This is a genomic window from Paraburkholderia sp. AV2 (assembly GCF_054968425.1).
In genome coordinates, this window is record NZ_JBANLK010000028.1 from 70,031 (window position 1) to 91,211 (window position 21,181).

Annotated in this window: 20 protein-coding genes; 16 read left to right on the forward strand and 4 right to left on the reverse strand. The window is 66.0% G+C overall.

Annotated features, from left to right (window positions below):
• Window positions 1-17: 17 nt before the first annotated feature.
• The 3 genes from V8683_RS19560 to V8683_RS19570 all read right to left on the reverse strand — a co-directional run bounded on the left by V8683_RS19560 (window position 18) and on the right by V8683_RS19570 (window position 2,348).
• Window positions 18-995 (reverse strand): hypothetical protein, encoded by a 978-nt coding sequence (locus tag V8683_RS19560; protein ID WP_411191898.1) that lies wholly within the window; start codon window positions 993-995, stop codon window positions 18-20.
• A complete protein-coding gene (gene bufB / locus V8683_RS19565; protein WP_411191897.1) occupies window positions 992-1,945 on the reverse strand; it encodes an MNIO family bufferin maturase in 954 nt (317 codons plus the stop codon). Before bufB ends, V8683_RS19560 begins: the two co-directional genes overlap by 4 nt.
• Window positions 1,946-2,015: 70 nt before the next feature.
• A complete protein-coding gene (locus V8683_RS19570; protein WP_411191896.1) occupies window positions 2,016-2,348 on the reverse strand; it encodes a BufA1 family periplasmic bufferin-type metallophore in 333 nt (110 codons plus the stop codon).
• Between the two features lie 321 nt (window positions 2,349-2,669).
• Here V8683_RS19570 and V8683_RS19575 point away from each other — a divergent pair, with 321 nt between their 5' ends.
• The 8 genes from V8683_RS19575 (at window position 2,670) to V8683_RS19610 (ending at window position 11,736) form a co-directional block, all read left to right on the forward strand.
• Entirely contained in the window at window positions 2,670-4,223 is a 1,554-nt protein-coding gene (locus tag V8683_RS19575) for a phospholipase D family protein (protein WP_411191895.1), read from the forward strand.
• Window positions 4,224-4,569: 346 nt separating this feature from the next.
• Entirely contained in the window at window positions 4,570-5,316 is a 747-nt protein-coding gene (locus V8683_RS19580; RefSeq protein ID WP_411191894.1) for an SDR family NAD(P)-dependent oxidoreductase, read from the forward strand.
• A 75-nt stretch (window positions 5,317-5,391) separates the two neighbouring features.
• Entirely contained in the window at window positions 5,392-6,705 is a 1,314-nt protein-coding gene (locus V8683_RS19585; protein ID WP_411191893.1) for an MFS transporter, read from the forward strand.
• Between the two features lie 79 nt (window positions 6,706-6,784).
• Complete coding sequence (locus V8683_RS19590) at window positions 6,785-7,558, forward strand: SDR family NAD(P)-dependent oxidoreductase (protein ID WP_411191892.1); 774 nt, start codon at window positions 6,785-6,787, stop codon at window positions 7,556-7,558.
• A 51-nt stretch (window positions 7,559-7,609) separates the two neighbouring features.
• Entirely contained in the window at window positions 7,610-9,385 is a 1,776-nt protein-coding gene (locus V8683_RS19595) for an FAD-dependent oxidoreductase (RefSeq protein ID WP_411191891.1), read from the forward strand.
• A complete protein-coding gene (locus tag V8683_RS19600; protein ID WP_411191890.1) occupies window positions 9,382-10,182 on the forward strand; it encodes an SDR family NAD(P)-dependent oxidoreductase in 801 nt (266 codons plus the stop codon). Before V8683_RS19595 ends, V8683_RS19600 begins: the two co-directional genes overlap by 4 nt.
• Before the next feature lie 45 nt (window positions 10,183-10,227).
• Window positions 10,228-10,875, forward strand: a complete 648-nt coding sequence (locus V8683_RS19605) for a glutathione S-transferase family protein (RefSeq protein WP_411191889.1) — start codon at window positions 10,228-10,230, stop codon at window positions 10,873-10,875.
• A 111-nt stretch (window positions 10,876-10,986) separates the two neighbouring features.
• A complete protein-coding gene (locus V8683_RS19610; RefSeq protein WP_411191888.1) occupies window positions 10,987-11,736 on the forward strand; it encodes an IclR family transcriptional regulator in 750 nt (249 codons plus the stop codon).
• A gap of 53 nt (window positions 11,737-11,789) precedes the next feature.
• Here V8683_RS19610 and V8683_RS19615 read toward each other — a convergent pair whose 3' ends face one another.
• Complete coding sequence (locus V8683_RS19615) at window positions 11,790-12,851, reverse strand: LacI family DNA-binding transcriptional regulator (RefSeq protein WP_411191887.1); 1,062 nt, start codon at window positions 12,849-12,851, stop codon at window positions 11,790-11,792.
• A 193-nt stretch (window positions 12,852-13,044) separates the two neighbouring features.
• On the opposite strand from V8683_RS19615, the gene V8683_RS19620 reads away from it, so the two are divergent.
• From V8683_RS19620 to phaP, 8 genes are all read left to right on the forward strand, one after another.
• Window positions 13,045-14,037: a substrate-binding domain-containing protein gene (locus V8683_RS19620; RefSeq protein ID WP_411191886.1), complete on the forward strand. Its 993-nt coding sequence runs from the start codon at window positions 13,045-13,047 to the stop codon at window positions 14,035-14,037.
• Window positions 14,038-14,049: 12 nt separating this feature from the next.
• On the forward strand, window positions 14,050-15,618 hold the full coding sequence (locus V8683_RS19625) for a sugar ABC transporter ATP-binding protein (protein ID WP_411191885.1): 1,569 nt from the start codon (window positions 14,050-14,052) through the stop codon (window positions 15,616-15,618).
• The gene (locus V8683_RS19630) at window positions 15,611-16,612 is read left to right on the forward strand and encodes an ABC transporter permease (protein ID WP_411191884.1); all 1,002 of its coding nucleotides are present in this window, start codon (window positions 15,611-15,613) and stop codon (window positions 16,610-16,612) included. The genes V8683_RS19625 and V8683_RS19630 overlap by 8 nt, the downstream gene beginning before the upstream one ends.
• A gap of 8 nt (window positions 16,613-16,620) precedes the next feature.
• Window positions 16,621-17,667: an ABC transporter permease gene (locus V8683_RS19635; protein ID WP_411191883.1), complete on the forward strand. Its 1,047-nt coding sequence runs from the start codon at window positions 16,621-16,623 to the stop codon at window positions 17,665-17,667.
• Window positions 17,668-18,561, forward strand: coding sequence for a sugar phosphate isomerase/epimerase family protein (locus tag V8683_RS19640; protein ID WP_411191882.1), 894 nt, complete (start codon window positions 17,668-17,670; stop codon window positions 18,559-18,561).
• The gene (locus V8683_RS19645; RefSeq protein WP_411191881.1) at window positions 18,558-19,211 is read left to right on the forward strand and encodes a nucleoside triphosphate hydrolase; all 654 of its coding nucleotides are present in this window, start codon (window positions 18,558-18,560) and stop codon (window positions 19,209-19,211) included. The genes V8683_RS19640 and V8683_RS19645 overlap by 4 nt, the downstream gene beginning before the upstream one ends.
• Before the next feature lie 15 nt (window positions 19,212-19,226).
• Window positions 19,227-20,207, forward strand: coding sequence for an aldose epimerase family protein (locus V8683_RS19650; RefSeq protein ID WP_411191880.1), 981 nt, complete (start codon window positions 19,227-19,229; stop codon window positions 20,205-20,207).
• Between the two features lie 340 nt (window positions 20,208-20,547).
• Window positions 20,548-21,015 (forward strand): TIGR01841 family phasin, encoded by a 468-nt coding sequence (gene phaP / locus V8683_RS19655; protein WP_411191879.1) that lies wholly within the window; start codon window positions 20,548-20,550, stop codon window positions 21,013-21,015.
• Window positions 21,016-21,181 lie beyond the last annotated feature (166 nt).

Below are 21,181 nucleotides of genomic sequence, written 5' to 3' on the forward strand. Positions count from 1 at the left end.
GGGGCGTCATGTCGTCCTCACGCGCGCAACGGTCGTTGCACGACGTTCGTCCACAACTGGCGCAGGCTTTCGACACCGCCGGCGGTCGAGCTCCAGAGTGTCGTATCGCTCACGAGCAGCGTGCCCTCGAACGTGTCCTCGCGCGACTGCAGGAGCGCGTCGAACGTCGACCGTTCCAGCGTGAACGGGTGGGGCGGCGCGGCGAGATCGACGGGCTGGCGGGCAAGAACATCCAGCTTGCTCGCTGCGTCGCCGAGACGTTCGAGCTGCGGCAGGTGCGGGTGCAGATTGAAGGTCGCGACGTTTCGAAGGATGCCTAACCGGTCGATATCCGTTCCGGCTTCGATAGGGGACGGAGATCCGTTCGCCTCGGCTTTGGGCCGCAGGCCAAAGCGGTTTTCCACGGGCATGCCGAGACCGGCGAGCAGCGAGCGCGCGAGGCCGCCGAAGCGCTGACGCGGCGGGATGGTCTTGTCGCCGTGGTGCTCGAACTCCACTATCTGGCGGCGTAACCGGTCGTCCTCGTCCACCCCCTCCACGTCGCCGATGTCGTGATGCGGGCAGACGAAGGCGAGGTGGTCGGGCCGCGCGAGGAACGCCCGAACCGCATCGATCTCGCCGCCATCGGCTTTCTGAGCAGTACGAAGCGAATCGAAGCTGATCACGATCAGGGTATCCACGCCGTCCAGCGTGCGAGCGTCGAGCGGCGTGAGCGTGCCATCGTCCGCGACGCGCTCGATCTCCGTGACCGGCTGCCCGGTGAGCGTCGCCGCCAGTTCGACGAACGCGGTGAAGTTGCGCTTCATGATGTGGTCGAGGAAGCCCGCGATGCTCTGGTCGAACCGGGCCGGGTCGGCATAGTCGTGGAACTTCGGAAAGCCCATCCTGCGGCTTTCGAAAAGCGCGGGGAATCGATCTTCGATCACGTGGAGCGGGGCGCCGTTCTCGCCCGGACGGCTCCACGCGTAGTAGACAAGGACCTTTCGCTGGCTCATGGCATCTGTATCCTGGTTGGCTGATGAGGCGTGAGGGGGCAAGGCGGCAGCGTGTCGTCGCGGTCGGCGCCGCCGGGTCGCGCCGCCGCCTGCATGACGGCGTCGGCGCGTGCGGCTTGCGCGGCGAGCGTGCTCCAGTCGGGCAGATTCGCGTCCCATTCGACCAGGGTGGGAAGCGGGCCGGTCCGGCGGATCGTATGGGCGTAGAGGTCCCATACGACGCCGGCGACGTGGCGGTCGTGCGTGTCGATGAGCAGCGGACGGCCCTGGTCGTCCGACTGCCGCGCATGGCCGGCCAGGTGGATCTGCTGCACCGCCGCGAGCGGCAGGGCGTCGATATAGGCGCGCGGATCCCACTGCTGGTTGATCGATGCGACGTACGCGTTATTGACGTCGAGCAGAAGGCCGCAACCGGTTCGCTGCACGATGGCGGCGATGAATTCGGCCTCCGCATAGGTGCTTTCTTCGAAGGCCAGGTACGTCGAGGGATTTTCGAGCAGCATCTGACGTTCTAGCGCTTCCTGCACCTGGTCGATATGTTCGACGACGCGAGCGAGGCTGCGCGTGGTGTACGGCACCGGCAGCAGGTCGTCGAGAAAGCCGCAGCGATGGCTGGACCAGGCCAGATGCTCGGAAAACTGCCCCGGCGCATAGCGGGTAATCAGCGTTTGCAACCGTTGCAGATGCACCGGGTCGAGCGGACGGTCCGCGCCGATCGACAGGCCGACGCCATGAAGCGAAAGCGGGTAGGCGTCGCGGATGGCGGTCAGGAAGCGGTGGGGCGGCCCGCCGGCGCCCATATAGTTTTCCGCATGAACCTCGAAGAAGCCGATGTCCGGCCGGACCTCGAGAATCGTGCGGTAGTGCTCGGCCTTGAGGCCCACGCCCGCGCGCGGCGGCAGGCGAAGGCTGGCGGGAGCCGACGACGAACGGGGCGACGAGTCAGACATGGCAGGCCGGTAGGGTGACGGAGGGAACCCGCGGTCCGGGCCTCTCGCGAGACCCGGACCTTGATCGGGATCAGGCTTTGGGAGAGAGGCTGCCCGGACCCTTCGGCGTGGAGATGCTCGTGCAGGTGCCCTTGGGCACGAGCCGGAATGCGTTGCCCTGGTAGTCTTCGGTGCTCGTTCCCGCGCAGGTTGTCCCGGCGCCCGCGTAGCAGTCGTTCTGGCCTTTCAGCGCGGTGCCGAAGCACGGTTCGACCTTGCCCGATTTGACGAGCGCGGTGTGCTCAGCCTGAATCTTCTTTTGCGCGTCGGTGAATTCCTGCGCACTTGCGGGGGCCGCTGCGATGGCAGCAAGGGCGGTTGCGACTGCGCCGGCAACCAGAGTGGTCAATTTATAGTCGGCCATGCGGTTTCTCCGAGTTGAGTGGGAGCCGTGATCTTACGAAACCGCCGTCACCCAGGGATTGCATGGTCTTGTGCGATTTGGTCTGGTATTGCGATCGGCGGGCGACAACGATCGCATGCACGCGAACCGGAGAGCAGGCACGGTCCATTGAGAGCAAAAACATGCCATTTTTCGCCGGCAAGTTGCCCTCGACAACGGCATCGGCGAACGGCTGTCTGCACGGTTGCGCCTGGACGAACCGGCGTCTATAACGGTTATCACACCCGGCATCGGCGCAGCACGCGTGGCCGGCGATCGCTTGTTATCTCGCACAGTGCGGACATGACAAAACTACAGAGTCTCATCGCAAGCGTTCTGGTTTTCATGTTGGCCGCGTGCGCGAGTCTGCCGCCGCAGAGCGGCCGGTCCCCAACCTTCGCGCTTCAAGACACGGAGTCCACACGGCTCGGCGCGATCTTCACGCCGCAGGAGCAGAGCCATCCGGGCAACAGCGCGTTTCATCTGCTGCAGGATCCGGTCGACGCGATCGTGGCGCGCGTGGCGCTCGCCCAAACGGCCGACCGCTCGCTCGACCTGCAGTACTACATCTGGCATGACGATCTGACCGGGCGCGAACTCGCGGCGGCGCTGCTCCAGGCGGCGGACCGCGGCGTACGCGTTCGTGTCCTGCTCGACGACCTGGGCACGAACGCCGACGATCAGGTTCTGCTCGCACTCAGCTCGCACCCGAACGTGAAGATACGGCTGTTCAACCCGGTCGCGAGCCGCCACTTCAAGTCGCTCGCGACTGCCCTGGAATTTTCCCGCGTCGACCGGCGCATGCACGACAAGGCGATGATTGCGGACAACGAGGCCGCCATTCTCGGTGGACGCAATATCGGCGACGAATACTTCGGCGCATCGAAAGTCTTTGCCATGGGCGATCTCGACGTGCTGATGCACGGTCCGATTGTCCGGAACGTTTCCCATGCCTTCGACCAGTTCTGGAATGCCGAATCGTCGTATTCGATCGCGCAACTGGTGGGACATCCGGCGGATCCGTCAGCGCTGGCGGACTACCGGACCAAGCTGGACGAATACATCAAAGCGGAGCATGACTCGCCCTACGTCGTGGAAGCCCGAAAGCGGATGGCCCGGATCCTCGACGCAGGCGATGCCGATTTCTCGTGGGGGCAAGCCACGCTCCTGTACGACGATCCGGCCAAGGTCACACGCGACCCGAACGACCCGCAGGGTCACCTCATGACGCGGTTCGACGCCCTGAACCTCAGGCCCGAGCACGAGATGCTCATCATCTCGCCTTATTTCGTGCCGGGGAAAGAGGGCGTGGCATGGATACGCGAGCAGACCGCGCGCGGGGTACAGGTGACGGTGTTGACCAACTCGCTGGCCGCCACCGATGTCGGCGCAGTGAATGCGGGATATCAGCACTATCGCGAGGATCTCCTCGAAGCGGGCGTGCGCCTCTATGAGCTGAAGCCGACCGGATCGAGCAAGGTGAAGTCGCAGCACGGGTTCTTCGGCTCTTCAAGAGCCTCGTTGCATGCGAAAACGTATGTCTTCGACCGGCAAAGCATTTTCATCGGCTCGATGAATCTCGATCCTCGCTCGAACCATCTCAACACGGAGATCGGCGTGCTGTGCAACAGTCCGGCGATTGCCGGCCAGGTGATCGACGACGTCGAACCGAACCTGGACACGGGGGCCTGGCGAGTCGAGCTGCGTACCGACGCGGACGGCAAGCGCCGGATCGTCTGGATCGACACCGCCGAGAACGGAACGGTGACGGAGCTGGATTCGGAGCCGGATGTTTCTTTCATGCGGCGTGCCGGCATCTGGTTCCTGGGACTGCTACCGATCGAATCGGAGCTGTGAGCGCTGGCGGTCCGCAATGGTGAGGACTTCCAGGAGGATGAGGATCTCGACGACAGCGAACGCGCAGACGTGATGTTGCGGACCGGATCGAGAGCCGGGCGTTGATCCACCGTCGAGCGTTCCCCGAATTCCCTCTCCCACCCATCCCCATGCACGGGTAGCGCTATCGGCTTCCGTGCGCCCCATCGAAAGCTTTTCATCAATTTCTTCCCGGATGACTCCGCGCAGCGTTTCGCTGCCGCGGAAATCCGGCGTTCGCGTTCGCCTAGGGTTTTGGAGCATTGCCCCCTCCCAATCTCAAATTTACGATTTGCGTAAATATTTACGCAAATTAGCAGGAGGAGCGATGTCGACTCATGAGCCAGCAGCAGGCCGGCCCTATGCCGTCGTGACGGGTGCCGCGGGCGGAATTGGCCAGGCGATCGCGCGGCGTCTCGCGCGCGACGGCTTTCACGTCGTGGCGCTGGACCTGGACGGCGCGGCGGCGCAGGCCGTGGCAGAGGCGCTTCGTGCGGCCGGCGGATCCGCGCAGTCGCACGCGATGGATCTGCGCGACGGACCGGCGACGGCAGCGCTGATCGAGTCGCTGCCGCGTCTGGACGCGCTCGTGAACAACGCGGGCATCTTCGACGAGCGCGCTTTCATGGCGCTCACCGCCGAGGATTTCCGGCGCCACTACGAGCTCAACGTCATCGCGCTCTTCAGCCTGAGCCAGCAGGCGGCACGGCGTTTGCCCCCGGGCGGCAAGATCGTGAACATCGCTTCGCGGGCGTATCTCGGCGCGCGCAATCACGCGCACTATGTGGCGGCGAAGGCGGCCGTCGTGGGCCTCACGCGGGCCATGGCGATGGAATTGATGGAGCGCGGCATTCTCGTGAACGCCGTGGCGCCGGGGCTCGTCGACACGCCGATGCTGCAGGCCCTCACGCCCGAGCGGCGCGCCGCGCAACTCGCGCTGCAGCCCACCGGGCGCGCCGCGCGCCCCGAGGACATCGCAAACGCGGTGGCCTTTCTGGCGTCGCCGCAAACGGACTTCATCACCGGCCAGACCTTGATGGTGGACGGCGGCAAGTCGCTGGGCGGCAGCTTCTGAGCGGCAGCCTCTGAGCAGCATGACCCACTAAATCAGGCGCGGCCCACGAAAGGCGCCGCGCAGAGGAGACACTCCATGAACCCAGCCGAACAAGCCGCGATCCTAAAGAAGACCGCCTGGCGCCTGATCCCGTTTCTGTTCCTGCTCTATATCGTGAGTTTCATCGACCGCACCAACGTCGGCTTCGCGGCGTTGCAGATGAACCACGACATCGGCCTTACGCCCGCGATGTACGGCCTTGGCGCAGGCATCTTCTTCGTCGGCATGCTGCCGTTCGAAGTGCCAAGCAATCTGATGATGGTGCGCTACGGCGCCCGCCTGTGGCTCACGCGCATCATCATCGCATGGGGCTGCGTGACGCTCGCGACCTCCATGATCGCCGGACCGAAGAGCTTCTACGCCATGCGTTTCCTGCTTGGTATCAGCGAAGCGGGCTTCTTTCCGGGCGTGTTGTTCTATCTGACGTTCTGGTTTCCGCGCGAGCAGCGCACGCGCATCATCGCGCGCTTCATGATCTCGCTGCCGATCGCGGCGGCGATCGGGGGCCCGGTGTCGTCGTTCATCCTGCAGGCGCTCAACGGCGTCGCGGGTCTGCCGGGCTGGCGCTGGATCTTCATTGCCGAGGGTCTGCCCGCCATCGTGCTGGGCTTCGTGACGCTGCGCGTGCTGCGCAACCAGCCTTCGCAGGTGAAGTGGCTTGCAAGCGGCGAACGCGAATGGCTGCAGGCGAAGATCGACCACGAGCAGCAGGAGGACGCGGCCCGGATGCGCGCGCACGGCTGGCGCGAGGTGCTCGAATCGCTCACGGATCTGCGCACGCTCGTCATCACCTTCACCGGCGTGTGCTTCGTGATCGGCTTCTATGGCGCGGGCTTCTGGCTGCCGCAGATCATCAAGACCTTCGGCGCCTCGACGACGACGATCGGTTTGCTGACCGCGCTGCCGAATCTGCTCGGCGCCGCCGCCATGCTGCTGTGGGCGCGCCGCTGCCGGTCCCGCACGATGCGTCTGTCCGACGTGATCCTGCCGCAACTGCTGGCCTGCGTGTCGTTCGTCGGCGCGTCGCTCACGCTGCATCAGCCGGTGTGGGCCATGAGCTGGCTGTGCCTCGCGATGATCGGCCTCTACGCCTCGATGCCCGCCTACTGGACGCTGCCCACGCTGTTCTTCAGCGGTACGGCCGCCGCCGCGACGCTCGCGTTCGTCAACGCGGTCTCGAACATGGGCGGCTTCTTCGGGCCCGCGATCATCGGCTGGCTCACGCAGACCACGGGCAGTTTCCAGGCGGCCATGGCGACCATGGGCGGCTTCGTGCTGGTCGGCGCACTCGCGCTGCAACTGCTCACACCTGCCTATCGCCGGCGCCAGCAGGATTCGGCGCTCGCCTGAGCGCCATCGATACGGCGGCGAGGCGCGTTCCGCTGCGCTTCGCCGGTTTCATCAGGCTTCGATGAGAGAACCTATCATCATGACCCAGACTTCCTCCCGCCGCCGCGTCGCACTCGTGACGGGCGGCGCCGGCGGCATCGGCGTCGCGATCTGCCGCGCGCTTGCCGCGGCGGGCCATCGCGTGGCGGTGACCGATCTGCAACTCGCGGCCGCGCGCGACGTGGCCGCGTCGCTCGAAGGCGCGGGGCACGGCGCATACGCGCTCGACGTCGCCAACGAAGCGGCGGTGGGCGCCGCTTTCGACGCCGTGACGGCCGACATGGGCCGCCCCGAGATTCTCGTGCACAGCGCGGGCATCCTGCACTTCAAGCCGGACGGCGACCGGCCGCTCGTCGTGGAAACGTCGCTCGCCGACTGGCAGCGCAACGTCGACATCAACCAGACGGGCTGTTTTCTCGTGTGCCGCGAGTACGCGCGCCGTCTGCCCGCGGGGCCGACGTTCGGCCGCGTGGTCACGCTTTCGTCGGTCGCGGCGCAACTGGGCGGGTATCGCTCGAACGCCGCATATATCGCGAGCAAGGCCGCCGTGCTCGGCTTGACGAAGGCGCTCGCGCGCGAGCTCGCGCCGCAGGGCGTGACCGTGAATGCCGTGGCGCCGGGCCTGATCGACGCGCCCATGCTGCGTCTTTCGCTGCCGCCCGAGCGCGATGCACAGGCCGCCGCGGCCATTCCGCTCAACCGTCTCGGTCTGCCCGAGGACGTGGCCGCCGCCGTCGTCCACCTCGTCAGCGCCGAGGCGGGCTACCAGACCGGCACGACGGTCGATGTAAACGGCGGATACCGGATGCAGTGATGCATTCAGGACAACCGATGGAACAGCAAGCGAAGAACGAGGAGGTGCGCAATGACAGGCGCAGCGGCAAACCATCAGGTGAATGAAGCCTACGACGTCGTCGTGGTCGGCTCGGGCGCGGGCGGACTCGGCGCCGCGCTCGTGTGCCGGCACGCGGGACTTTCCGTGCTGGTGCTGGAAAAGACCGCGCAGTTCGGGGGCTCCACGGCCGTCTCGGGCGGCGCGGTATGGATTCCCGACAATCCGCACATGGCCGGCGTCGGCCATCGCGACACGCTCGACGCGGCGCGCCGCTATCTGCGCCAGACCGTGGGCGAAGCCTTGCGCGAGCCGCTGATGGAGGCCTATCTGCAGCACGGGCCGGAGATGGTGCGCTTCATGGAGGCGCACACGGAGGTTCATTTCATCGCGCGCGCCGTTTCGCCCGACTACAAGCCCGAACTCGACGGCGCCATGCCGGGCGGCCGCACGATCGATCCCGCGCCGTTCGACGGACGCACGCTTGGAAATCTGTTCGAGCAGTTGCGCCGGCCGCTGCCGAGCTTTCTCGCGCTCGGTGGCATGATGGTGAACCGCAAGGACATCGACGCGCTGCTGGCCATGCACAAGAGCGTTGCGGCGCTCGGACATGCGCTGCCGCTCTTGCTAAGGTATGCGAAGGATCGACTGAAATGGTCGCGCGGCACGCGGCTCGTGCTTGGCAATGCGCTGGCGGCGCGCCTCCTGAAATCGGCGCACGATGCGGGCATCACGCTCATTCCTGGCGCGCGCGTAACGCGCCTCGAAACGAACGGCGCGCGCGTGAGCGGCGTGACGGTCGAGATCGGCGGCAGGAGGCGGGTCATCGTCGCGCGCCGTGCCGTCGTGCTCGCCACCGGCGGCTACGCCCAGAACGCGGCGTTGCGCGCGAAGCTGGTGCCGCACGCGGACCTGCATCGCTCGATGGCGCCCGAAGGCAACACGGGCGACGGCGCCTTGCTGGCCGAGCCGCTGGGCGGCCATTTCGCGAGCGGCAATGCAGGCGCGGCCTTCTGGACGCCGGTTTCGGTGTTTCGCGACGGCGATGGCCGCGAAGCGGTATTCCCGCACCTCATCACCGACCGGCAGAAGCCCGGCATCATGGCCGTCGATGCGAACGGTCTGCGCTTTGCCAATGAGGCCACCTCGTATCACGACTTCGTCGCGGCCATGCATCGCGCCAATGAAACAGCGCCCTGCGTGCCCGCCTGGCTCGTCTGCGACAGCGACTTCGTGCGCAGGTACGGGCTGGGACGCGTGCGTCCGCGTTCGCTCTCGCTCGGGCGTTATGTGCGCAGCGGCTATCTGAAATGCGGCACGACGCTTGATGCGCTCGCGCACGAAATCGGCGTGCCGCCCGAGGCGCTCGCGCAAAGCGCCGCCAGAATGAACGCGTTTGCGAAGCGCGGTGTGGACGAGGAGTTCGGACGCGGCAACTCGGCTTACGACCGCTATCTGGGCGACGCCTCGCAGCGGCCGAATCCGTGTCTCGGTCCGATCGAAACCGGGCCGTTCTACGCGGTGCGGATCGTGCCCGGCGACATCGGCAGCGCAACGGGCCTCGAAACGAACGAGCGCGCCCAGGTGCTCGACGGCAACGGGACCGCGATCGCCGGCCTCTATGCGGTGGGCAACGACATGAACTCGGTGATGGGCGGGACCTATCCGGCGGCGGGCATCACGCTCGGCCCCGCGCTCACCTTCGGCTATATCGCGGGCCGTGACATCGCGGGCGAGCCCGCAGCAGCCAACCGCGACGCGCACCTCGTGACGCCGTCGCCGTACAACAAAGAGGCATTGTCATCATGAACGACACTTCCCGGCGCATCGCTTTCGTCACGGGAGCCGCGAGCGGCATCGGCGCCGCGGTTTGCGAGCGGCTCGCGGCCCAGGGCGTGGGCATTGCCGCCGCCGATCTCGACGAGGCGGGCCTGCGCGCGCTGCGCGAGTGGCTTGGTAGCGCGATTCCCTTTCTGCATGGCGTGGTCGACGTGCGCGAAGAAGCGCAGATTGAAGCGTTCGTCGCACGCGTCGAACGCGAACTCGGCGCGATCACCGACGTCGTGCCCTGCGCAGGCCTCGCGCGCAGCGCGCCTGCCGAAAGCATGAGCGCCGAGCAATGGGATCTCGTGCTCGACATCAACCTGCGCGGCACCTTCCTCACCTGCAAGCATGCGGCGGCGGCCATGCTGGCGCGCCGGCACGGCAGCATCGTGTGTCTCGCTTCGGTCACGGCGCGCGGCGGGCAGCCTGGGAGAGCTAACTATGCGGCTTCGAAGTGGGGCCTCGTCGGTCTCGTGAAGAGCCTTGCGACCGAGTGGGGGAATCGCGGCGTGCGCGTGAATGCGGTGGCGCCCAACGGCGTCGACACACCGATGCTGAACGTAGGCGTGCCCGCGGCCTTTCGTGACGGCGTGATGCTCGATCGCACGCCGCTCGGGCGTTTCGCCCTCGTCGAGGAAGTAGCCGAATCGATCGCGTTTCTGCTCTCGGATGCGGCTTCCTATGTAACGGGCAGCGTGCTGGAGGTGGACGGCGGCCTGACCGCGGGCTATCTGACGCACGCGCAGGGCGCCGATTACGCGCTGCATGCGCCGCCGCGCTGAATCCCCTATAGTCGCGTGAATTCATCGAACTACCCAGGAGACCCCATGTCGCTCACGCTATCGCCGCTGCGTGCTTCGCTGCGTGTTTATTATTCGCCGTACTCGCCGTACGTGCGCAAGGTGCTCGTATGCGCCGCCGAACTCGGCATGCCTGTCGAGCGTCTTGCGAGCAACGCGAATCCCGTCACGCGCGACGCCACCGTGGTCGCGCGCAATCCGCTCGGTCAGGTGCCGACCCTGCTGGCGGGCGAACAGGAACACGAAGACGAGGGCGCCCTCTACGACAGCCGCGTGATCTGCGAATACCTCGACGCGCCGCACGGCAAGCTCTTCCCGGCCGCGGGCGAGGCACGCTGGCGCGCGCTGCGCGAGCAGGCGCTTGCCGACGGCCTGATCGGCGCCGCGCTGCTCATGCGCTATGAGCAGGTCATCCGGCCGGAAGACCTGCGTTACGCGCCGTGGTTCAACGGCCAGCACGAGAAAGTGGTGTCGGCGCTCGACCAGTTCGCCGCGTGGGTGCCGGAATTCGGCGAGCGCGTGGACATCGGCACGATCACCGTGGCCTGCGCGCTCGGTTATCTGGACCTGCGCTTTCCGGACGAAGGCTGGCGCTCGCGCACCGCGCTGGCCGACTGGTTCGCGCGCTTCGCCACGCGTGCGTCGATGCAGGCCACGCGCCATCCGGAGGCCTGAGGGGGCACGACCGGGCGGTGTCGCAAGGTAGACTGGTGGTCTTTGCTATCGATGCGCAACACCGGGAGCGTTATGGCGACCAACGAGACGAGAAAGACTCCAAGAACCCGCGTGCAATCGGCGGAAACCGGCGCCGAAATCCTGAAGGCTCTCGCGAGCCTTGGACCCTCGGCCTCGCTGACCAACATCAGCGAGGTGGCGGGCATGGTGCCCGCGAAAGCGCATCGCTATCTGCAGGCGATGATCGCGAGCGGTCTCGCGACCCAGGAAAAGCAGTCGGGCCGCTATGCGCTGGGACCGGCGGCGGTGGCGATCGGCCTTGCGGCGCTTGCCCATATCGACGTGGTCGGCAATATCTCGGACATGCTGCCCGACCTGCGCGACGAAACGGGACACACCTGCTTCGTCGCGGTGTGGGCGAACCATGGTCCGACCGTGGTGCGCGTGGTGGAGATGGTGGGCGAGGTGACCGTGCTCACGCGGGCCGGCGCGACCATGCCGCTGCTGCGCTCGGCCACCGGGCTCACGTTCGCCGCGCATCTGGGCGCCGCGGATCAGGCGCCGGTGCTCGCGGCCGAGCCCGACGACCTCCAGGCGCAGTTGCACGAAGCCGGCTCGCCGCTCAATGCCCGTCTCGCGGCGGCGCGCGAGCACGGCATCGTGGTGATCGAAGGGCTGATGGTGCCCGGCATTGCCGCGACCGCGGTGCCGGTCTTCGATGCCCGCCGGCAGATCGCGGCGGTCGTGACGGCCATCGGGCCATTCAACAGCTTCGATTCGAAGCCGGACGGACCGCTCGCGCAGCAGTTGAAGGCGTTCGGCAAGCGCGCGAGCCAGCGGCTCGGGGCGCCGATGTTCTGAGGGGCGCTCTCTTGCTCGCGGTCAGTCGTTGAAAGGCCGTGCGGGCGCGACCTTCAACGATCGTGTTCTTCCTTGATGGTGCGTTCGTCGTCGTCGAACATCTCGCCAAAATTCATCGGAACGACAACGCGAGGGTGCACCCCGGCTTCGCGGTTGTCGACGAGCGAGAACGCCTCCGAAACGATACGCTGCACGTCCTGATGAAGCATCGTGACGTCGAAGGGCAAATGCGCCGCGAACGGGTCCCAGTCGAAGCACCCGACCACCGCTTCACGCAGCGCGTCCCGCGGCAACTGCGAAGCGAAATGAACCAGGCCTTCGAAGGCGTTGATGGCGTTCATGAGCATGCCTGCCGGCACCCGGCCGTGTTTCTCCTGACGCCGCGCGAGCGCGTGCCGGGCGGCCGCCGCGTTGTAGCCGCACAGTTCCACCGCGTCGCTGCCGGGGCTGATCTGCCGCGCGGCGAACGCTTCGAAGAAACCGGCCATGCGCATCTCGGTCGCGTACTCGTGCGGCACGCCGCCCAGCAGCACGAGATCCTGCGGCGAGCGGCCGGCGGCAATCAGCTTGTCGATCATCACGTCCGTGATGACGCGCGCGCCCGCGCGGTTGTCTGAGACCACCGAAGGCGCGCCGTCGCCGGGCAGGTCGAGGTTGATCGACACGACGTCGGCCTCGTCGCACAGCGTGTTCAAGGGCGTTGGATTGCGCACGCCGGCAATGAACAGCATTTCCACGCGCTGGGACAGCAGCGTTTGCGTGACGCTCAACTCGACCGCCGGGTCGCGCTGCGTACTCACGACGATCGGGCAGAGGCCGCGGCTGCGCGCCGAGTCCTCGAAGGTTTGCGCGAGGCCCGCGAAGAACCGGTTGCGGTAGTGCGGAATGATCATGCCGGCGAGGCCCGAGCGTGAGAGCCGCAGCCCGCGCGCTTTCATGTTGACCTGGTAGCCGAGCGTCTGCGCGCACTCGAGGATGCGGTTCGCCGTCGCTTCCTTGATCCGGTAGCGCGCCCACGTGCCGTTCAGCACCATGCTCACGGTGGATATCGAAGACCCCGTCGCCGTGGCGATGTCGTAGATCGTGGACTTTCGTCCGCTGGTCATGCCCTTCATCTCTGTCTGCTCCCCGAGCGCGCTCAACCTGTCCGGCCGACGGTAGCCGCTTTGGCGCACCCCGCCATATTAGGGTTTTCACCCTCTTCCAACCATTGCTGAATGGTTTCAGCATACACCACATCAATTTGCTGAATGGATTCAGCAATTGAAAAGTGGCCCGAATGCGGCCCGTTCCAGAGTCGGAGGAGACATGACAAACAGATTGCTGCGCCGGCTGTGCGCCGGAATTCTTGCTTTTTCGTTCGCGACGGGATTTGCCTGTGCGTCGCCGGACCATCCCGTGATCGGGGTGGTCGTGAAGGTGGGCGGCATTCCCTGGTTCAACGCCATGGAGGCCGGCATCAAGAAGCGCGCCGACGAACTGGGTGTGAAGGCTTTCATGGTGGGGCCGACGAGTGCCGACCCGGCCCTTCAGGTGCGTGCGATCGAAGACCTCATCGCGCAGCATGTCGACGTCATCGGCGTAGTGCCGAACGACGCGCAGGTGCTCGAACCGGTGCTGCAGCGTGCCCGTGCCGCCGGCATCAAGGTGATCACGCACGAGTCGCCCAAGCAGCAGAACACGGACTGGGACTTCGAACTCGCATCGGCCAAGGGCTTTGGCGAGGCGTATGCGAAGACGCTGGCGAAGGACCTGGGCGGCAAGGGCGAATACGCGGTCTTTGTCGGCTCGCTCACGGTGCCGCTGCATAACGCCTGGGCGGACGCGGCCATCGCCTACCTCAAGGCGAACTACCCCGATATGAAGCTCGTGGGCGACCGCTACGGCGTGGCCGAAAACGTGGACGCCTCGCGCAAGACAGCGCTGGACCTGATGCTCGCGCATCCCAACCTGCGCGCGATTCTCGCGTTCGGCAGCCAGGGGCCGATCGGCGCCGCGCGCGCGGTGGCCGAAAAGCACGAAGAAAAACAGGTGCTCGTGCTGGGACCGTTCTCGCCGGGCCAGGGCAAGCGCCTCGTCCATGACGGCGTGCTGACGGGCGGCTACATGTGGAATCCCGAGCAGGCGGGCGAGGTGTTCGTCACGCTGGGCACGATGGTGGCCAGGGGGCAGCCGATCAAGGACGGCACGGACATTCCTGGTCTTGGCGTGGTGCATCCCGAAGGACACAACCTGATCGTGAACGATCTCGTCGAGCTGAACGCGCAGACCGTGGACAGTCTCGCGAAGATGGGTCTCTGAGCTGGGTGTTCCATGATTCCAGATTCTTCCTTGCACCCCGTTTCGCCCGCGCCCGGCGCCATGATGCCGGCCGGGCCCGCCCTGGACGAGGACCGTCCCGCGTTGCTCGAACTCGAGAACATCTCGAAGGTCTTCGGCGGCGTCAAGGCGCTGCAGCAAGTGCGCTTCGACATCATGCCGGGCGAGGTGCTGTGCCTTGCGGGCGAGAACGGTTGCGGCAAGAGCACGCTCATCAAGGTGATCAGCGGCGTGTATCAGCCGGAACCCGGCGCGCAGATGCGGTTCGACGGCGAACCGCTCGGGCGCCTCGATCCCGCCCGGGCTCGCGAGCTGGGTGTTCAGGTGATCTGGCAGGACCTCGCGCTTTTTCCCGAGATGACGGTCGCCGAAAACATCGCCTTCGAGCAGAACCTGGGCTCGCGTCCGCGCGTGGTCAGCTACGCGAAGATGAAGGAGGCGGCGCGCCGCATTCTCGAGCGCCTCGGCGTCAAGCTGCCGCTCGAACGCTCCGTGCGTTCGCTCTCGATCGCCCAGCGGCAGGTGGTGGCAATTGCCCGCGCGCTGGTGGCCGACGCGCGCATCGTTTTCATGGACGAGCCGACCGCTTCGCTGAGCCACGCGGAGACCCAGGCGCTGCTTGCCATCGTGCGGCGGCTTGCGGCGGACGGCATCGCTGTCGTGTTCGTCAGTCACCGGCTCGCGGAGGTGCTCGACGTCTGCACGCGCGTGACCGTGATGCGCGACGGCCAGTATGTCGGCACCTTCCCCACAGCCGGCATGACACAGTCGCGGCTCACCGAGCTGATGACGGGCCGCACCTTCGATTACGCCGTGCGCACGGCCGATCTCTCGCACGCGCCCGTCGCGCTTCAGGTGCAGGGACTCACGCGCCGCGGCGAGTTCGAGGACGTGACGTTCGCCGTGAAACGCGGCGAGATTCTCGGCTTGACCGGGCGTCTCGGCGCGGGGCGCACGGAACTCGCGCTGGCGCTCTTCGGCATGACGAAGCCCGGCGCCGGCGCCGTTGCTCTCGAAGGCAAGCCGCTCGTGCTGCGCTCGAACCGCGACGCGATCCGCGCGGGCCTCGCCTATGTGTCGGAGGACCGCCTTCAACTGGGCCTCGTACAGGCGCAATCGATCGGCGACAACACGGTGGCATCGGTGCTCGACGATCTGCTCGACGCTTGCCGCCTCCTCTCGCCGGGCAAGCGCGACGCGCTGATTCACGACTGGATCGGCAAACTGGCCGTCAAGATCGGCAAGCCCGACGACGCGGTTTCGACCTTGTCGGGCGGAAACCAGCAGCGCATCGTGCTCGCGAAGTGGTTGGCGACGCAACCAAAGGTGCTGATTCTCGACTCGCCGACCGTAGGGGTGGACGTGGGCGCGCGCGCCGGCATCTTCAGCATCGTGCACGAACTCGCCGCGGCCGGCATGGCCATCGTGCTGATCTCCGACGAGATTCCCGAAGTCTATTTCAACTCCGACCGCATTCTGCATATGCGCGACGGCAGGATCATTGCCGAGTACGTGCCGGGTCGGACGAGCATTGATCAAATCGAGCGAGACGTCCATGCCTGATCTTCGCAAACCCGGAATCGGCTCGATCGAGGCGCTGCTGATCCTCGTGATTGCCGTCATGGCGGCAGGACTCGGTCTGACGACGTCGACCTTCCTGACGCTGCCCAACCTGTTCGACCTGCTCAACCAGAGCTCGGTCAACATCATCTTCGGCGTCGGCTTGCTCGTGGTGCTGATTGCCGGGGGCATCGACATCTCGTTCGCCGTCGGCGCTTCCGTCGTTCAGTATCTGACCGCGTTGACGGTGGGATGGCTCGGCGGCGGCAACTGGCTGATCGGCTTTCTGGCGTCCATGGCCTTCGGCTTTCTGCTCGGCGCCCTCAATGCCACCATCATCTATCGCTTCCGGATCGTCTCGATCGTCGTCACCATCGCGACGTTCAACATCTTCTTCGGCGGGCTGATGTTCCTGACCAACGGCGTGTCGATCTACGACCTGCCTGACTGGTGGGTGAATCGCGTGTCGATCCTGCAGGTGAAGACGGCAAGCGGCGTGGCGGATCTCACGCTGCCTGTGGCCGTCATGATCGCGACCGTTATCGCGACGTGGTTCATGTTGCGAAGGACAGCTACGGGTCGGCAACTGTACGCGATGGGCGACAATCCCGAGGCCGCGCGCCGCGTGGGCGTGAATATCGGCGCGATGCATTACGTCGCGTTCGGCTGGCTCGGCATGATGGCCGGCATTGCGGGCCTGATGCAGGCGCATATCGTCCAGGAGGTCGTGCCGAATGCACTCTACGGGCGCGAACTCGACGTGCTGGCGGCCGTGGTGCTGGGCGGCGCGAGGCTGGGCGGCGGCCGCGGCACGATTCTCGGCGCGATCCTCGGCATCCTGCTCACGGCCATCACCGCAAACGGCCTCAACCTGCTCGGGATCTCGCCTTACGCCTTCAAGATGATCATCGGCGCGGTCATCCTGACTGCCATCACCCTGTCGAGCGGCGGCTTTGCGAAGCTCGTCGGATCGCGGTTCGCCTCGCAACGCGCATAGGTGCTGCCATGAGTTCCCCTTCTTCCCGACGCTCCCTCGCAGCGCATGTCCCGGCCGACGTGCTGGGCCTGCTGGGCTTTCTCGCCATCGTGATCGTGGCGATGAGCTTCGCCTCCGACCGGTTCTTTTCCGCGAGCACCTTCGTCTCGGTCGCGTTCCAGTTGCCCGAGCTGGGCTTTTTCACGCTCGCGATGCTCATGCCGCTCGTGTCCGGCGGCTTCAATCTCGCCGTCACGTTCACCGCCAATATCGCGGGTCTTGCGATGGCCTGGGTGATTCATTCGATGGGCGGCGCGGACGCGGGCGTCGCCGCCGTGGTGCTCGGCATTGCGGCGGCGCTGGCCACCGGCGCGGCAAGCGGCTGGGCGATGGGGGCGATCATTGCGCGCACGGGCGCGAGTCCGATTCTGGTGTCGCTCTCGGCCATGATCTTCCTGCGCGGCCTGGGCGAGTTCCTGACCCACGGCGGCGACATCTCCGGTTTCCCGCCGCTCGTGCTCGCCATGGGCAACGGTCTGTGGCTGGGCGTGCCGGTGCCGCTGTGGATCTTCGCGGGATGCGCCCTGCTATGGCACGTGCTGATGACGCGCTCGCGCCTTGGCTTCGCGACCCGCATGATCGGCTCCAACCTCGAAGCCACCCGCTACGCCGGCATCGATACCACGCGCGCGGTCACGCGCATCTACATGCTGTCCGGCCTCATGTGCGGGGTAGCGGGCGTGGTCATGCTGGCGAGCTTCAATTCGGTCCGCGTGGGGCATGGCGAAGCTTTCCTGCTGATCTCCGTGCTTGCCTGCTTCCTCGGCCGCGTCGATCCGTTCGGCGGATTCGGCCGCGTTGCGCCGGTCGTGGTCGCGCTCGTGATCCTGCAGACGATCGCATCGGGGTTGAATCTTCTCGGCGCCAGCCAGCATCTCGCGACGGCCCTGTGGGGGGTCTTCCTGCTCGCCGTCATGCTGTTCCGTTGGGCGTGGGCCAACGGCGTTTTCCACACTTCCGTCCGGGCGCGCCTCGCCGCGCGGCGGCACGGGACACAGTCAACCAAAGGAGTCTGAATGAACAAGCTTGGCGTACACGCTCTCGTCTGGGAGGCCAACTGGAGCCATGAGGCCTGCGCACGGGCTATCGCCCGCACCGCGGAAGTCGGCTTCGACTTCATCGAAGTGCCGGCGCTCGACCCGAAATCGATCGACGTCGATTTCACGCGGCGCGAACTCGAGAAGAACGGTCTTGGCGTGACCTTTTCGCTGGGACTCGACGCCGAGTCCGATATTTCGAGCGGCGACGTGGAGAAGGCCGCCCGCGGCAAGGAGAAGCTCGAGGCCGCATTGCGTGTCGCGCGCGACTGCGGGGCGACGCATATGTGCGGCATCCTGTACTCGGCCTTCCAGAAGTACTACGTGCCACCTACGGCCGCCGGCATTGCGATGTCGGTCGACATCCTCGGCGAGGTGGCGCAGACGGCGGCGAAGAGCGGCGTCGTCCTGGGTCTCGAAGTCGTGAACCGCTACGAGTCGAACGTGCTCAATACGGCTTCGCAGGGCGTCGAGCTGTGCAAGCGCATCGGCGCGCCGAATGTGAAGGTGCATCTGGACACGTATCACATGAATATTGAGGAATCCGATATTGCTACGGCGGTGCGCGAAACCGGCGACTACCTCGGCTACTTCCACACGGGCGACTCGCATCGCGGCTACCTCGGCTCGGGCAGCATCGACTTTTCGGAAATTTTCCGGGCGCTGGTGTTCTCCGGCTTCAAGGGGCCGATTACGTTCGAAAGCTTTTCGTCGCGCGTGGTCGGGCAGCCGCTGGAAGGCATACTGGGCATCTGGCGCAATCTGTGGGAAGACGGTCACGATCTGGCGTCGCACGCGCTGATGTATACGCGGGCGCAAATCAAGGCGGCGCAGGAAGCCTTGAAGCAAGCCGAACGGAGCCGCCTGTCGTGAGCGGCGTCGCACAGCCGGGGCAACGCATCGGCCCCGACGAGCTGGCGCAACACCTGCTCGGTCTCAAGGGCGGCGAGCGGCGTCTCGTCGCTATCGCGGGAGCGCCGGGCTCGGGCAAGAGCACCTTCGCGCAAGGGCTGTGCGCGGGCCTCAACCGGCGCGTACCGGATGTGGCCTGCGTGCTTGCGATGGACGGCTTTCACTTCGACGACCGGGTGCTGGAGGCGCGTGGCCAGCGTGCGCGCAAGGGGGCGCCGCATACGTTCGACGTGCCGGGACTCGCCGCGATGCTCGGCCGGCTCAAGGCGGACGACAGCAGCGAAATCGCGGTGCCGGTGTTCGACCGCTCGATCGAGATTGCGCGGGCGGGGGCGGAGATCATCCCGCGGTCGGCAAGGCTCGTGGTGGTCGAGGGGAACTACCTGCTGCTCGACGCGCCCGGCTGGAGCGCGCTGCAGTCGTACTTCGACGTCACGGTCATGCTGGAGGTGCCGCGCGACGTGCTGACGCAACGTCTCCTGGCCCGTTGGCGCGGCTATGGAATGGATGAAGCGGCGATACGCGTGAAGCTCCTGGAAAACGATCTGCCGAATGTGGATCTCGTCCTCTCGCAAAGCGTGGGCGCGCAGTTCGTGGTCGCCAACACCTGAGTGCGAGGAGCGAGGATGGATATCGAAGGCTGGACTCTGGCGTGGGCGCATGGCGAGGCGACAGTGCAGGCGCTGGGCGGCATGCTGGCGCCCGTGCGTTTCGACCTCGGGCCGGGGCACAGCGTGACGCCGTTTCGACCTGCACCGTGGGGGGACGACGCGCGGTGGCCGGGGCTGCTCAGGGCGTTGCGAGGGGAGTGGCCCTGCCTGCCGTTCGGCATGGCGAGAGCGCCTCGCGGTCTGCCTGCTGGTTTCGAGACGCGCGACGCGGCGGACGGCTGGGACCATGGCTACGGTGCGAATCACCTGTGGCGGTGCATGGAGCAGACGGCGCACAGGCTGACCCTTGCCATTGACTATCCGGCCGAGGCCGACATCGAAAGCCTCGAACGAACCATCGACGCCGATCCCGATGCACCGGCGCTGGTGGTCTCCGTCACCGTGCGCGCGAGGCGCCCGGTCGTACTGCCGTTTGCGTTGCATCCCACCTTCGCGGTTCCGGCGGAAGGTATCGAGGTGCTCGCCTGCCCGCACCGGCGCATCCACGGCTACCCGGTTGCGCCGGAGCCGGGGGTTTCGCGCGTTGTGTCAAACAGCACCTTCGCCTCGCTGGCTGCCCTCCCGACGGCGACAGGCCCGCTGGACGCCACGCGTTTGCCGCTGCAGGAGAAGACCGAGGAACTGCTGCAGATGGAAGGCTGCGAACCGCCCTTTGTCGTGCGATACCCGGCGCAACGAGCCGATGTCCTGCTCGACTGGGATCCGGCCGCGTTGCCCGACGCCCTGCTTTGGATCAGCAACGGCGGACGGGCGCATGAGCCCTGGTCGGGGCGGCATTTCGCCCTGGGTGTCGAACCGGCCAACAGCTTCTTCGATCTCGGCCGTGTCGTCAGGCCTCCTGGCGATCATCCGCTCGCCGGCCGCTCGGGGCTCGCGTTCGAGGCGGGCAAGCCGCGTACGGTTCGCTACCGGATCGCCGCCGTTCCCGTCATCTAACCGGCGCACCGGAACCCTCCTCAATGTCGACGGCGGCCGGCTTGCTCCGGCCTGCGCCGGGTTGACAATCCTGTCTCTCTTCGCCCTCCCGCCCGATGTCATGACAAATGCATGACATACCCGGCAGATCAATGCAAAAAGCAAACCAAAATCTGGGGCACTAGGGTTTGTACCTAGCCACGCGGTACAAAAAATTGTTAAATTGATGCTTTAGAGTGATGACTCTAAACGTGCTGCCGTAACGATGCCGTTGTCGCAAGCACACGAGCCCTGTAGCAGGGCACCTATTTTCAAGCTGGATTTTATTTAGTCTTACTAACAAAGAGAGAGGGCAGGATTGATGACCGCTTTCGCATCAGAGCATCTCAGAACCGCTTGCCAATCCGGCGTCCGGGCGTTTTTTGCGCTGGCCAATCCCGCGCTGCAGGGTGTTCAGGCCGTCGTGGATCTGAATACGCAGGCCATCAAGGCCGCCATGGCGGAAACCGAAGCGACCCTCAAGGGGGCGATTCAAAGCCAGAATCCGCTTGAATTTCTGGCCCAGCAGGTGACCGTCTCGCAGCAGGCGGCGGCCAAGGCCATCTCGTACGGCCAGCATCTTGTGGATATCGCAACGGCCACGCAGGCGGAATGGATGAGAGCCGCTCGTGCCCAGTCGGAGCAGCATGAACTGCGGTTCGAGGCTTTCTCCGGCCAGTTTTCGCCGAGCGTGCCTGCGAGTCCGGGGGCATGGATCGCCGCGATGAACTCGATGTTCTCCGCTGCCGGCGCCACTGCCGCGGCGCAGCCGGCACAAGCCGCAAAGTAAGACTTTTCCACGCATTGTGCTGCGACCGCTGTGCCGGAACACGGCGCAGGGTACGGCGCGATGCGTCGTGGCTTCGAAGTTCGAGGCAGGCAGGTAGGGATTTTTAACGCGGGAACTGGAAATGACTGACATTGTGATCGTATCGGCCGCCCGTACGGCGGTGGGC

Excerpts from the sequence above, each read along its gene's own strand:
- V8683_RS19590 (WP_411191892.1), top strand. The coding sequence starts at position 6,785 with ATGACCCAGACTTCCTCCCGCCGCCGCGTCGCACTCGTGACGGGCGGC.
- V8683_RS19570 (WP_411191896.1), bottom strand. The coding sequence starts at position 2,348 with ATGGCCGACTATAAATTGACCACTCTGGTTGCCGGCGCAGTCGCAACC.
- V8683_RS19615 (WP_411191887.1), bottom strand. The coding sequence starts at position 12,851 with ATGAAGGGCATGACCAGCGGACGAAAGTCCACGATCTACGACATCGCC.
- V8683_RS19560 (WP_411191898.1), bottom strand. The coding sequence starts at position 995 with ATGAGCCAGCGAAAGGTCCTTGTCTACTACGCGTGGAGCCGTCCGGGC.
- V8683_RS19595 (WP_411191891.1), top strand. The coding sequence starts at position 7,610 with ATGACAGGCGCAGCGGCAAACCATCAGGTGAATGAAGCCTACGACGTC.
- V8683_RS19625 (WP_411191885.1), top strand. The coding sequence starts at position 14,050 with ATGATTCCAGATTCTTCCTTGCACCCCGTTTCGCCCGCGCCCGGCGCC.
- V8683_RS19580 (WP_411191894.1), top strand. The coding sequence starts at position 4,570 with ATGTCGACTCATGAGCCAGCAGCAGGCCGGCCCTATGCCGTCGTGACG.
- V8683_RS19575 (WP_411191895.1), top strand. The coding sequence starts at position 2,670 with ATGACAAAACTACAGAGTCTCATCGCAAGCGTTCTGGTTTTCATGTTG.
- V8683_RS19630 (WP_411191884.1), top strand. The coding sequence starts at position 15,611 with ATGCCTGATCTTCGCAAACCCGGAATCGGCTCGATCGAGGCGCTGCTG.
- phaP (WP_411191879.1), top strand. The coding sequence starts at position 20,548 with ATGACCGCTTTCGCATCAGAGCATCTCAGAACCGCTTGCCAATCCGGC.
- V8683_RS19620 (WP_411191886.1), top strand. The coding sequence starts at position 13,045 with ATGACAAACAGATTGCTGCGCCGGCTGTGCGCCGGAATTCTTGCTTTT.
- V8683_RS19605 (WP_411191889.1), top strand. The coding sequence starts at position 10,228 with ATGTCGCTCACGCTATCGCCGCTGCGTGCTTCGCTGCGTGTTTATTAT.
- bufB (WP_411191897.1), bottom strand. The coding sequence starts at position 1,945 with ATGTCTGACTCGTCGCCCCGTTCGTCGTCGGCTCCCGCCAGCCTTCGC.
- V8683_RS19585 (WP_411191893.1), top strand. The coding sequence starts at position 5,392 with ATGAACCCAGCCGAACAAGCCGCGATCCTAAAGAAGACCGCCTGGCGC.
- V8683_RS19640 (WP_411191882.1), top strand. The coding sequence starts at position 17,668 with ATGAACAAGCTTGGCGTACACGCTCTCGTCTGGGAGGCCAACTGGAGC.
- V8683_RS19600 (WP_411191890.1), top strand. The coding sequence starts at position 9,382 with ATGAACGACACTTCCCGGCGCATCGCTTTCGTCACGGGAGCCGCGAGC.
- V8683_RS19635 (WP_411191883.1), top strand. The coding sequence starts at position 16,621 with ATGAGTTCCCCTTCTTCCCGACGCTCCCTCGCAGCGCATGTCCCGGCC.
- V8683_RS19650 (WP_411191880.1), top strand. The coding sequence starts at position 19,227 with ATGGATATCGAAGGCTGGACTCTGGCGTGGGCGCATGGCGAGGCGACA.